11 protein-coding genes are annotated in these 12,112 nt (G+C 42.0%); 10 read left to right on the top strand and 1 reads right to left on the bottom strand.

Annotated features, from left to right (window positions below):
• Window positions 1-4: 4 nt before the first annotated feature.
• The 8 genes from Q0X89_RS08900 (at window position 5) to Q0X89_RS08865 (ending at window position 7,393) form a co-directional block, all read left to right on the top strand.
• Window positions 5-769, top strand: a complete 765-nt coding sequence (locus Q0X89_RS08900; protein ID WP_297693271.1) for a DUF6090 family protein — start codon at window positions 5-7, stop codon at window positions 767-769.
• A gap of 11 nt (window positions 770-780) precedes the next feature.
• Window positions 781-1,206, top strand: coding sequence for a Dabb family protein (locus tag Q0X89_RS08895; RefSeq protein ID WP_297693269.1), 426 nt, complete (start codon window positions 781-783; stop codon window positions 1,204-1,206).
• Between the two features lie 293 nt (window positions 1,207-1,499).
• Entirely contained in the window at window positions 1,500-2,042 is a 543-nt protein-coding gene (locus tag Q0X89_RS08890) for a gluconate 2-dehydrogenase subunit 3 family protein (RefSeq protein ID WP_297693267.1), read from the top strand.
• Window positions 2,039-3,742: a GMC family oxidoreductase gene (locus Q0X89_RS08885; protein WP_297693265.1), complete on the top strand. Its 1,704-nt coding sequence runs from the start codon at window positions 2,039-2,041 to the stop codon at window positions 3,740-3,742. The genes Q0X89_RS08890 and Q0X89_RS08885 overlap by 4 nt, the downstream gene beginning before the upstream one ends.
• A gap of 365 nt (window positions 3,743-4,107) precedes the next feature.
• Window positions 4,108-4,383 carry a hypothetical protein gene (locus Q0X89_RS08880; protein ID WP_297693263.1) on the top strand — a complete coding sequence of 92 codons (276 nt, stop codon included), beginning with the start codon at window positions 4,108-4,110 and terminating at the stop codon, window positions 4,381-4,383.
• 51 nt (window positions 4,384-4,434) lie between these two features.
• The gene (locus Q0X89_RS08875) at window positions 4,435-5,040 is read left to right on the top strand and encodes a nuclear transport factor 2 family protein (RefSeq protein WP_297693261.1); all 606 of its coding nucleotides are present in this window, start codon (window positions 4,435-4,437) and stop codon (window positions 5,038-5,040) included.
• A gap of 25 nt (window positions 5,041-5,065) precedes the next feature.
• Entirely contained in the window at window positions 5,066-5,875 is an 810-nt protein-coding gene (locus tag Q0X89_RS08870) for an endonuclease/exonuclease/phosphatase family protein (protein WP_297693259.1), read from the top strand.
• Window positions 5,876-5,968: 93 nt separating this feature from the next.
• Window positions 5,969-7,393, top strand: coding sequence for a sulfatase (locus tag Q0X89_RS08865; RefSeq protein ID WP_297693257.1), 1,425 nt, complete (start codon window positions 5,969-5,971; stop codon window positions 7,391-7,393).
• 99 nt (window positions 7,394-7,492) lie between these two features.
• Here Q0X89_RS08865 and Q0X89_RS08860 read toward each other — a convergent pair whose 3' ends face one another.
• Window positions 7,493-7,897, bottom strand: coding sequence for a hypothetical protein (locus Q0X89_RS08860; RefSeq protein ID WP_297693255.1), 405 nt, complete (start codon window positions 7,895-7,897; stop codon window positions 7,493-7,495).
• A gap of 376 nt (window positions 7,898-8,273) precedes the next feature.
• On the opposite strand from Q0X89_RS08860, the gene Q0X89_RS08855 reads away from it, so the two are divergent.
• Entirely contained in the window at window positions 8,274-8,807 is a 534-nt protein-coding gene (locus Q0X89_RS08855; protein WP_297693253.1) for a hypothetical protein, read from the top strand.
• 1,076 nt (window positions 8,808-9,883) lie between these two features.
• Entirely contained in the window at window positions 9,884-12,037 is a 2,154-nt protein-coding gene (locus Q0X89_RS08850) for a prolyl oligopeptidase family serine peptidase (RefSeq protein WP_297693251.1), read from the top strand.
• Window positions 12,038-12,112: the final 75 nt, after the last annotated feature.

Raw genomic sequence — 12,112 nt, 5'->3', positions numbered from 1 at the left:
CCTTATGGAGACAGGAAAAACTGGTAAATACTTTAAATACGCCATTGGGGAGATCCTCCTTGTCATGATCGGGATCCTTTTGGCGTTGCAGGTCGACAATTGGAATACGCAACGTTTGGAATCGAAGGAAGAACAACTATTGCTAAAACAATTACGCACGGAATTCCTTCAAAACAAGGACCAGTTACTTACCAAGATTGCTAAAAGAGAAGATGCTGCAAATTCTTGCCATGAGATCTTGAAAATCATTGACAATCCCGAACTAGAAAAGGATTACGGGAAGATCGACAGTCTCTTTGCCACCATGCTCCCTAATTTTACTTTTGACCCCATCAATGGGATCATTACACAATTGATGGATGGTGGTAAACTCGCCTTGATATCCAATGATTCACTAAGACTCCATCTCTCCAATTGGTCCAGTCTTGTAACACAGGCCAAAGAAGAAGAAATGATCTATTTGGAATTTAATATCAACCATTTGCGCCCGCCCTTATATCAATATTACTCGTTCAGGAACATTATGGTTAAAACCGGGAGTTCCGGCGCCCTGGACGATATCTTGCTGCAAAAGGGTGGGGAAAACAGGTTTGAGATCGGGAAATCAAAATTAGATTTTGATTCCAGCGCCTTGTTTACCTCTACGGAATTTGAAGGGAAGATCAGTTCTACCATAAATTGGCTTTCTGTATCGAACATCCAGGCACAAGGTTTTATAGAATATTCCAATACAGTGCTCGATATAATTGAGCGGGAACTGGAAAACTAATGACCACACTCATGAAACAAATTTACCTAGTACTATTATCCTTCTTCTTAATTTTAGGATCCTGCATGCAGGAGGAAAAGAAAACCGCTGAAATGAAGCAAGAGGGCGCAAAAAAAGAAATGAAAGAACCCGTCAAACTATTGCGGCATGTTGTGCTGTTTAATTTTGTTGACACAGCTACAGATGATAACATCAAAGAGATCGAACAGGCATTTGCCGGTTTGCCGGAACGGATCCCTGAAATACACGATTTTGAATGGGGCACCAACAACAGCCCGGAAGGTTTAGATAAGGGGCTTAGCCATTGTTTTTTTGTGACATTTTTATCTGAAGAAGACAGGGCCATCTATCTGCCCCACCCTGCCCACCAGGAATTTGTAAGTCTGGTTGGCCCTTTTGTGGAAGATGTGACTGTGGTGGATTATTGGGTGGAGTAGGCTCTTGAAATAGGTCTCGACTCCGCTCGACCTGACAGCTGGGAGTGAACGCTCGACCTGACAATGGATAAATTATGATTAAATTCTGTTTTCATTTACGTATAGACTTGCCCTACTGGGAGCGGATTTTACCCTCACCACAAATTCTCCCCTCCTGGCAGGGTCGCCGACGCTTCATAGCTTTAGCGACGAAGCGGAATAAAAGGGGTGGGTCTCGACTAGGTTCGAGGTACCAGCTCGGCATAAACACTCCACCTGACATTAGAGAACTATAGTAACTTGAAATATATATTATGAAAAGAAGAGAACTCGTCAAGTTAATCACCATAGCCACCGGGTCTGCCCTGGCTATACCCCTATCCGGCACCTTACTTACCGCCTGTAAAAGAGTCAAAAAAGAAAGCGATTCAGATTACACCCTTAGCTTTTTTAAAGAAAAGGAGTTCTCATTCCTCAAAGAAATACTTAACGTATTGCTACCCAAAACAGACAGTCCGTCTGCAACAGATGTAGGTGTACATCAGATCATGGATACTATAGTAGGTAGTGTTTACTCGCCTGAACAGCAAAACGTTTTTATGGAGCTGTTTCATTCCTTGTCAGTATATACAGAAAACAAAGAGCTGGCAACTGCCGTTGGACAACTGCTAAATTCCGATAAAGAAGCCGATGCTAAGGCTAAAGCAGGACTTCTGGATATCAAGCAGCAGGCGGTAGCTTACTATGTATCTACCGAGGAAATTGCCACCAATTATTTGAATTATTTACCAATTCCGGGAGCGTACGAGCCTTGTATTAGCCTGGAATCGGTCAATGGTAAAGCATGGGCGATATGAATGTAGATGACAACAATAATACGTTTGACGCTATTGTAATTGGTTCAGGAATTAGCGGTGGCTATGCCGCGATGGAACTGTGTTCAAAAGGGTATAAAACACTGGTCCTGGAAAGGGGTCGGATGGTAAAACACGGGGAGTATCCCACTGCCAACAAGGACATATGGGAGCTGCCAAGTCAGAATAAAGTTCCTTATGACGAAATACAGAAGGACTTTAAAAAGCAAAACCGACTTCACTGGTGGGTGCAACAGGATAATAAACATTGGATCAACAAGGACAGTGAGTATTCTTATGATGAAGTAAAACGGTTCGACTGGATTCGCGGGCATCACGTGGGTGGCCGGTCTATTATGTGGGGCAGGCATTGCTACCGCTGGAGTGATCTGGATTTTGAAGCTAACAAAAAGGAAGGAATTGGGGTAGATTGGCCTATACGCTACAAGGATATTGAGCCGTGGTATGATACCGTTGAAACTTTCGTGGGGGTAAGCGGCCAGGCAGAAGGCCTGAGCCAGGTTCCGGATGGTAAGTTTTTAAAACCCTTCCCCCTGAACTGTGTGGAACAATATTTTAGGGAAGAAGTTGCAAAAATGTATCCTGAACGGGTAGTCACCCCGGGAAGAGTGGCAAACCTTACAGAATATGACCCGGAAATCCATAAAGGGTTGCGCGGTCCTTGTCAAAGCCGAAACCGCTGTTGGCGGGGATGTCCCTATGGCGCTTATTTTAGTAGTGTTTCCGCAAGCCTTCCGGTAGCTGAAGCTACCGGAAACTTAACGATACGGCCTTATAGTATCGTGTCTGAAATAGTCTATGATAATGACACTAAAAAGGCCTCTTCAGTAAAGGTTATAGATGGGGAGACCCGGGAGGAAATTCAATTTTTCGCTCGTATTATATTCTGCAATGCCAGTACGATTGGCACTGCCGCAATTCTCCTCAATAGCAGATCTGAAAGCTTTCCCAATGGATTAGGAAATAGCAGTGGCGAATTAGGTCATAATATAATGGACCATCATTACGGAATGGGTGTTGCGGCAAGGGTTCCGGGTTTTGAAGACCAGTATTATAAAGGCAGAAAACCGGGAGGCTTTTATATCCCCAGGTTTAGAAATATTGATGAGCATACGAAACGTCAAGACTATGTAAGAGGTTTTGGATATCAGGGCGGGATTAAAAGAGGCCATAATAATTCAGCTGGTGCTTTTGGGAAAGAATTAAAAGAAGGGATTTTCAAACCCGGGCCTTACTATATTTATATTGTCGCCTTTGGAGAAATATTGCCTCATCATGATAACAAAATGTTCCTGAATTTTGATAAAAGAGATCGCTATGGGATGCCAACCATTACATTTGATGCAGAGTTAAGGGCGAACGAATTAACTATGAGGGAAGATGCTGTAAACTGTGCTGTAGAAATGCTTGAAGCTGCAGGATGTGAGGATATTGAATCCTACAACAATGTAACCGCACCGGGAGCTTGTATTCACGAAATGGGCACCGCACGTATGGGTCATGACCCTGAAACCAGTGTCTTGAATAAATGGAATCAAATGCATGAAGTACCTAATGTATTTGTAACTGATGGCGCTTGTATGACCAGCTCAGGAACCCAAAACCCCAGCATTACCTATATGGCATTGACGGCCAGAGCGGTTGACTATGCCCATAAGCAACTAAAAGCAGGTAAATTGTAAGCCTGGTCGGGCCTTTTGTAGAAGATGTAACCGGTGTAGATTATTGGGTGGAGTAGGCTCTTGTAGATAAATAAGACATATCGCGCGTCATATCGAGCGGAGTCGAGATATAAGCGCGTTGAATAGGTCTCGACTCCGCTCGACCTGACAAAAAGTAAACTATGCTGAATTTTCATCAAGTACTAAAATCTTTCCCCTCCTTGGAGCGGAATAAAAGGGGTGGGTAGGTCTCGACTCCGCTCGACCTGACAATAGGTGAGAACTAAGAATGATATTCATAAAACTAAGACCATAAATTCCATGCTTGGCCTGCTAAGCCTGCAAGCAGGCAAATATGTGTAACTTGTTTATTAAAATTGAATCAAATGGAAACTACAGCACAAAACAAATTTCAACTTCGCAGCACGATTCTATGGTTCTTCTTCTTAATACTCCTGGTTGTTGGGGTTTTGAATCTTGTTTTAGTACACCCGGTTCCCGGTTTAGTTTATCTCTTTCTTGCCTTCCTATGCTTGCCCTGGACTAACACCTTTTTAATGGAAAAATTTAATTTCAAAATTCCATTTGCTGTGCAAATAGTCCTGTTTTTGCTATTTATGTGGTACTCCCTGGCTATGGGCGAAGTTTGGGAAATGCTTTAAGGTTTTTAAAATTGACCCATGATTAACATACTTTTTTAGTAAGAATTGCTCATGTATCCGTATCACAATAAAATAAAGCAAAGAATAAAGAATAACGAGCTCTTAAGATATGAATATGTGGAAAAATACAAGTCAATAAGCCCATGCTTGCTCTTATACTTTGAGACCGAACCTAAGATCCGTCCGATTGCATTTGCTCTAGTAATTTTATTGATCACCTCTTTTTATGGATGTAAAAACGAGCAGCCTGATCAGGATGAGCAAATGATACGACAGCTACATGAAGACTACGTAAGCGGTTGGTTGAGTGGGGACGAGGAAAAGATAATAGGCTTATTAGTGGAGGATTCACGGATCCAACCCAATTCTATGAAAACCATAGAAGGCAAGAAGTCAATACGAGACTTTTGGTTTCCCCGGGATGGCTCGCAAACATTGATCAACAACTATACGACTGAGATAATCAGTCTGAACATACTGGATACCTTGGCCGTGTCTACGCATACATCCCACTTGGACTGGACGTATAAAAAAGACAGCCTGGATTTCGGGATGCTGCAAAAGGGAATAAACACCACCCTCTACAAAAAGCAGGCAGACGGTACATGGAAGATCTGGAGATCTATGTGGACGGATACCTATAGTGAGACCAAATAATAACCCATCTAAGACGGCAGGTTCTATGAGCGCGTATAGATCTATCTTATTACTATCCCTGCTTTGTACCGGCCTGCTAAGTCTATTGGCGTGTTCACAGAAAGAAACCGTTACTTTTAAAATAATGTCCTACAACATACGCCATGGTGTTGGACTTGATACCATCTTGGATCTCTCCCGACCTGCCGGGATAATCAGATCACAAAGTCCTGATCTGTGTGGTTTACAGGAAGTGGACAAATATTGCCGTCGTTCAGATAGTACCGATCAAACAGTCTATTTAGCAGAACAAACGGGTTTAACAGGCACTTTTGGCAAGTTTATGAATTACCAGGAAGGGGAATACGGAATGGCGACCCTATCTGACTTACCCCTTGTTTCATCAAAAGTCGTACCCCTGCCCGATGGAAAATATGAGCCTCGTTCATCCCTTGTTCACGAGGTAGAAGTATCACAAGGCCATAGCCTGGTATTTGCTAATGTGCATTTTGATTGGATAGCAGGAGAAGAAGGAATGGTTAGCCGTCTGAAACAGGCAAAAGCCCTGGCGAACTATATAGATGCCTTGGGAAAAGCAAGTATTATAGTTGGGGATTTTAATTGTACACCAGATTCTCCAACGATGCAGTATTTTGCCGAACAGGGATATACGTTTGCCCATAAAGGTGCCGATAGCCTAAGTTTTCAGGGTGCGCATAAAGCCGAATTGGATCACCTGATCTTTAGAAATTCAAGCCAGGTGACCTTCAAATATAAGAAGGTGAGATTGTTAGAAGCACCGATAGAATCTGATCACCGACCTCTGCTAGTGGAAATAGAAGTCACCATAAACTAAGTTTTATTAAATTAAACAGTGGATGAAATCAGCTGTTAACCGGGCTTTACCCTCTTCAGGGTGTATTGAAGGATATTACTGTATATGTAAGATATGATGAACAGATCGATCTTTTTACTCCTGCTGCTACCCGGCATGCTTGCCTGCGGTCGCTATGAAGTTATTGAAGAACGCCCTCCCAATGTCATCATCATTTTTACCGACGATCAGGGCTATCAGGATGTAGGTTCTTTTGGGGCTACGGATATCGAAACTCCTCATCTTGACCAGATGGCCGCGGAGGGGATCAAACTCACGGATTTCTATGCAGCCCAGGCGGTTTGCTCTGCCTCGCGTGCCGGACTCCTGACAGGCTGTTATCCTAACCGACTCGGCGTACACGGCGCCTTTATGCCCGATAGCAAGAAAGGACTAAACCCCTCCGAGACTACCCTGGCCGAAATGCTGAAGGAGATCGACTATAAAACAGGGATCTTTGGGAAATGGCATTTGGGCGATCACCCCGACTTCATGCCCATCAAGCAGGGTTTTGATGAGTATTTCGGCATCCCCTATTCTAACGATATGTGGCCCCTCCACCCCCAACAAGGACCTGTATTTAATTTTGGCCCGCTTCCCTTATATGAGAATGAAACCATCATAGACACCCTGAGCGACCAAAGTAATTTGACAAGCCAGATCACGGAAAGGAGTGTGGACTTCATTAAGAAAAACAAAGACAATCCCTTCTTTTTATATATCGCTCATCCTCAACCCCATGTACCGCTCTATGTTTCGGATAAATTCAAGGGAAAATCAAAAAGGGGTTTGTACGGCGATGTGATCATGGAGGTCGACTGGTCTGTGGGGCAGGTACTGGCGGCCTTAAAAGAATATGAATTGGATGAGGATACGCTTGTCATTTTTACCTCAGATAATGGACCCTGGCTGAGCTATGGGGATCATGCCGGAAGCGCTTATCCGTTACGGGAAGGTAAAGGCACGGCGCTGGAAGGCGGACAAAGAGAGCCTTGTATCATCCGCTACCCAGGTAAAATAAAGCCCGGAAGGGTCATAAATGTTCCGATGATGGCCATAGACATCATGCCGACCCTGGCCCATATTACTGGCGCAGCCTTGCCGGCCAATAAGATCGATGGGAAAAATGTATGGGATATCTGGACAGGTACTTCCAGTCAATCGCCCCAGGAAGCCTATTACTTCTATTACCATGTAAATGAACTTCACGGCATCCGCTATGGGAAATGGAAGCTGTATTTCCCGCACAGCTACCGAAGCCTGAATGGAAAACCGGGCGGCACGGGCGGAATTCCAGTGGACTATGAAACCAACACCATTGAGAATGTAGAACTCTACAACCTCTCGACCGACATTGGAGAAACCACCGATGTAGCAGCCGAACACCCGGAAATTGTGGCCAAGATCAAGTTACTTGGAGATGCCATACGTGCCGAACTTGGGGATGCGTTGACGGAAAAGGAAGGAACAGGAATAAGACCCATTGGTGTAGTTGAGTGATTAAGAGCGTCCATAGTAACGATACGGTGGCAGGCATAGGATTTGTCCTTAAGGCACCTGGTCACGCACTTTATTCCCTAATAAATCTATTAAAGGCAGCTAGCCTATTTGCTTGTAGTAATAGATCTCCTGGCTTTCCACAAGTTCAGACCAGGCCTCTATTTCTTCCATCAAAGCTTCCTGAGATCCCATAATTTCGATCATGGCTTTAAAATGGTCTCCCCTGAAATCATCTGAAAACGGACTCTCCTTACTAACCGGGTCAAAGACCAGCAGGTCGTGCGGACCCGATTCGCCCCGGAATACCATATTCTCGCGCCCAATATCTGTCAGGGCTTGTTTAAACAGGTCCATACCGCGCTTAATACCTTCATCGGCCTTGCCAAATTTAAACTTGATGGCAAGCACCCGGTAATACTGAATATTTTCTGTGGTTTCCTCCTGGCTAAAAGAAGCCGTACTCACAAATAGCGAAGCCAGTAAGACCAAAACAACTTTTTTCATAATGTACTCTTTAAGGTTAGACGAGACATAGAAATGTCCCTTTTAAAAATAGCACAATAAAGTGGGCATAACAACCCGGAAAAGGTGGCATATAGTATTCTAATCTTTTTTGGGTCGCTTTTGGAATTTGGTATTTGATGCCTGCCTGCCTCCAGGCAGGCTTGGAATTTACGCTTATAAACACGCTGCAAAAGGCATCAAATGCAATAGCCAAGGTCCATTTGTACAACAATCAAGTGCAATCACACAAAATTGTCACCTGAATACATTATTTTTAGTAGTATAGTAAGTCGTTCAAGGCCTGTTTCCATTTTTGGACTATGCTATCTTAGGCCTTCTGGAATTTCACTTTGTCGTATAATTTAAAATTTACACTATGTACATTTTTCGCCTGATTATTGTATTAGCACTGCTAAGCTTCGATCTATCTTCCAATAAATATGTAATCCTAGCCCCTAAGACTTCAACGGAAGTTGCAGACATTGATCCTTGTCTTTTAGGTACCTGGCGGGTAGATATTCCAAGCATGAGTATAGCCCTGGATAGGCCGGTTAGTGGATCTATCCTTGTTACTTTTGAAACATCTCCTGTAAATGAAATCACTGCCAGTTTTGATGTTACCATAACCAGAAGGCCTCCACAAAGTGCTACAAAGCGAAGAGTACATAGCGGCTCCCTATCTGCGACCATGGAAATTATAGATCCTGACAACCATTTAAAGAAATTTAAACTGATAAGACTAGAGCTTGGGGAAGAAAATTCACATAAAAGATATAAGGCAGATGGCGACTGGGTAGATATTGAAAATTCAACAGAAGAGTTTTTTCGAAACACCACATTTGTCTATAGTGATTGTTCTGCTAGCATGCTGATAGGCATGTATGCCATTAAATTAAATAAGGAGCCATGATAACTTTCTGAAAGGCTCAAGGAAACTTTTCAAGTTTCATAGTCCTGTGATTAGTTACTCATAACTAATAATTACGGCTTTTCTTCATTGTTACAATAACAAGAATACATCCACCTAAGCCAGGTCGCTCTAACAAAATAGCAAATCCTACGCTTGGAATTTGGGTTTTGGCATTTGTCCTGTAGTACGTGCTACAGGGCTGCATTTCCCCGATTAAGGGCCATAAAATCAGGCAAGGGGAAGAGGCATAGAGAACCGTTCACAGAGGATATTTGCGGGTGGTCGGGATTGGTGCATTTATAACGAAAAAAGGGGCTGTTGACAGAGCGATTCCACGCTTTACCCCAAGTATGAGGTTATCTCTTTGTAAACCCAAATCTTATGAAAAAGAGGACTACATACTCGATTTTCGTTTACGGCTTTAGCGGTTTTTGCTTGCTATGGTCCCTGTACATTCTTATTTCTATTGTATAGAATGTATCAAACGAAAGTGTAACAGGCCCTTTTATTGGGTAGCCTTAACGGGCACACAAAACCCCCTCGCGAATATGTCAGGGGGTTTTTTAATTTTCGCTGTTTCAACCCCCCTTCCCCCCTTGTATGTCACTAAAATTTGCTGTCTACCTCCCATAAAAACCACGGTAAACTACCGCTAATTCGGGCAAAGCGCTTTTAGGGAAAAGTACGTTCACAGAGGATATCTGCGGGTGGTCGGGATTGGTGCATTTACAACGAATAAAGGGGCTGTTGGCAGAGCAGATCTACGCCAAAAGCCTTATACGGGGTTATCTCTTTGTAAACCCCAATGCTATGAAACGAAGAACTACATTTTCCTATTTTGTATACAGCTACTGCTTTTTTTGCGTGCTGTGGTCTATGTACGTCCTGCTCTATTTTGTGTAAAAGCAAAATTCAGTCAGGAAACAGCCCTAAAAAAATAATCCCCTGTAGCAAGCCGTGGAGTGAGCTAAGCTCTACTTCATGTGTACTGCAGGGGTTTTTTGTTTTCACTCATTTGCTTTAACCATATTTCCTACGATTTCTTAGTACATTTAGCATTCGCTAAAACTTAAAAAATGAGAAAATTAATTCCACTCCTTGCGTTATTAATGTTTGGAGCTTCTTGCAAGAAGGATAAAAGACAATCAATAACACTTACTTATCCTGAAACAGCAACTGTGGACACAGTAGATACATATTTTGGCACGGAAGTACCAGATCCATTTCGTTGGTTAGAAGATGATATGAGCGATGAGACAGCTGAATGGGTTGGTAGACAAAATGAAGTAACATTTAATTATTTGAATGAAATACCATATCGTGAAGATCTAAAAAACAGACTTGAAAAATTATGGAGCTATGAAAAAATTACCTCGCCATTTAAAGAGGGCAAATACACATACTATCATAAAAATGATGGGCTACAGGATCAATATGTGGTTTACCGGCGTAAAGATGGAGCTTCTGAGGATGAGGTATTTTTGGACCCAAACGAATTTTCTGAAGATGGAACCACTTCTTTATCCGGGATGTATTTTACAAAAGATGGTTCAATAATGGCTTATACAATATCCGAAGGTGGCAGTGATTGGAGAAAAGCAATAGTGATGGATGCCGAGACAAAAGAAGTAATTGGCGATACATTAGTAGATCTAAAGTTTAGTGGAATCTCTTGGTATGGAAATGATGGTTTCTATTATTCTAGTTATGAAAAACCGGACGGGAGCGAATTATCAGCAAAAACAGACCAGCATATTGTTTATTACCATAAACTAAATACGGATCAAAGTGCGGATGAGATAATTTATGGTAAAAAGCCGGAAGAAAAACATAGATACATTGGCACCTATATATCAGATGACCAGGAATTTATTTTTTTGTCCCTTAGCACATCTACATCAGGAAATAAATTGTATTTCAAATCCTTGAACGATGACAGTTTGTTTAAACCAATTCAAGAATCTGATTCTGCAGATACCTGGGTCATAGATAATGAAGGCCCAATATTATATATAGTAACGAATTATGAAGCACCTAATCAAAGGTTAGTTAAAACTAATATTTCCTATCCGACGGCTGAAAATTGGGAAGATGTAATTCCTGAATCAGAAAATGTATTATCGGTTCGATCTGCAGGCGGATCCTTTTTCGCCGAATATATGATAGATGCCCTATCCAAAGTTTATCAATATGATTATGAAGGTAATTTTATCCGTGAGGTAAAACTTCCTGGCATAGGCACCATATGGGGCTTTGGTGACAAAAAAGATGTGAAAGAGGTCTACTTCGTCTTTACTAATTACAGCTTGCCAAGTTCTATTTATAAATACCAAATTGAAGAAGGAAGCTATGAAAAATATTGGAGTCCAGAAATTGATTACAATCCAGATAATTATGAGTCGCATCAAGTATTCTATAATTCTAAAGATGGTACTAAAGTGCCCATGATTATTACGCATAAAAAAGGTGTGGAATATGATGGCAAGAACCCCACGATCCTATATGGTTATGGCGGATTTGACATAAGCATAACGCCTGCCTTTAGTATAACTAATGTCATATGGATGGAACAAGGGGGGATATATGCTGTGCCAAATATTAGAGGTGGTGGAGAATATGGAAAGATATGGCATGAGGCCGGTATAAAAACAAAGAAGCAGAATGTCTTTGATGATTTTATTGCCGCAGCCGAATATCTAATTGAGAATAACTATACATCATCAGATTATTTGGCCATAAGAGGCGGATCCAATGGTGGTTTATTAGTCGGAGCCACAATGACCCAAAGACCAGATTTAATGAAAGTAGCACTGCCAGCTGTAGGCGTGCTTGATATGCTACGCTACCACAAATTCACCGCAGGTGCGGGATGGGCTTATGATTATGGCACTTCTGAGGAAAGCCAAGAGATGTTTGAATATTTATTAGGGTATTCGCCTGTTCATAATGTAAATCAAGGTACTTCTTATCCGGCCACCTTGATCACTACCGGCGATCATGATGATCGTGTGGTTCCAGCTCACAGTTTTAAATTTGCCGCTAATTTGCAAAAATCTCATGAAGGGGAATCACCCACTTTAATCCGTATTGAAACTAAAGCCGGTCATGGTGCAGGCACACCTGTTAGTAAGCGTATTGAACAATATGCAGATATTTTTGGATTTACCTTTTTTAATATGGGCTATGATGAACTACCAAATCAAGCGGTGCTTAAAGAATTTAAGGAATAATAATAATTCTGCGTAATATGGAAAGATTTGATTGCGATATTTTTAAGGCAAAGAGCTTTAATATTAGAATTAATA

This window comes from uncultured Eudoraea sp. (assembly GCF_947258525.1).
Lineage (GTDB): Bacteria > Bacteroidota > Bacteroidia > Flavobacteriales > Flavobacteriaceae > Eudoraea.
Note: the sequence above shows the minus strand (reverse complement) of the source record. Positions and strands in the feature narration are given on the sequence as shown.

Coding starts and splice junctions, on each gene's coding strand:
- Q0X89_RS08890 (WP_297693267.1), top strand. CDS start 1,500: ATGAAAAGAAGAGAACTCGTCAAGTTAATCACCATAGCCACCGGGTCT.
- Q0X89_RS08895 (WP_297693269.1), top strand. CDS start 781: ATGAAACAAATTTACCTAGTACTATTATCCTTCTTCTTAATTTTAGGA.
- Q0X89_RS08885 (WP_297693265.1), top strand. CDS start 2,039: ATGAATGTAGATGACAACAATAATACGTTTGACGCTATTGTAATTGGT.
- Q0X89_RS08855 (WP_297693253.1), top strand. CDS start 8,274: ATGTACATTTTTCGCCTGATTATTGTATTAGCACTGCTAAGCTTCGAT.
- Q0X89_RS08865 (WP_297693257.1), top strand. CDS start 5,969: ATGATGAACAGATCGATCTTTTTACTCCTGCTGCTACCCGGCATGCTT.
- Q0X89_RS08870 (WP_297693259.1), top strand. CDS start 5,066: ATGAGCGCGTATAGATCTATCTTATTACTATCCCTGCTTTGTACCGGC.
- Q0X89_RS08880 (WP_297693263.1), top strand. CDS start 4,108: ATGGAAACTACAGCACAAAACAAATTTCAACTTCGCAGCACGATTCTA.
- Q0X89_RS08850 (WP_297693251.1), top strand. CDS start 9,884: ATGAGAAAATTAATTCCACTCCTTGCGTTATTAATGTTTGGAGCTTCT.
- Q0X89_RS08875 (WP_297693261.1), top strand. CDS start 4,435: ATGTATCCGTATCACAATAAAATAAAGCAAAGAATAAAGAATAACGAG.
- Q0X89_RS08900 (WP_297693271.1), top strand. CDS start 5: ATGGAGACAGGAAAAACTGGTAAATACTTTAAATACGCCATTGGGGAG.
- Q0X89_RS08860 (WP_297693255.1), bottom strand. CDS start 7,897: ATGAAAAAAGTTGTTTTGGTCTTACTGGCTTCGCTATTTGTGAGTACG.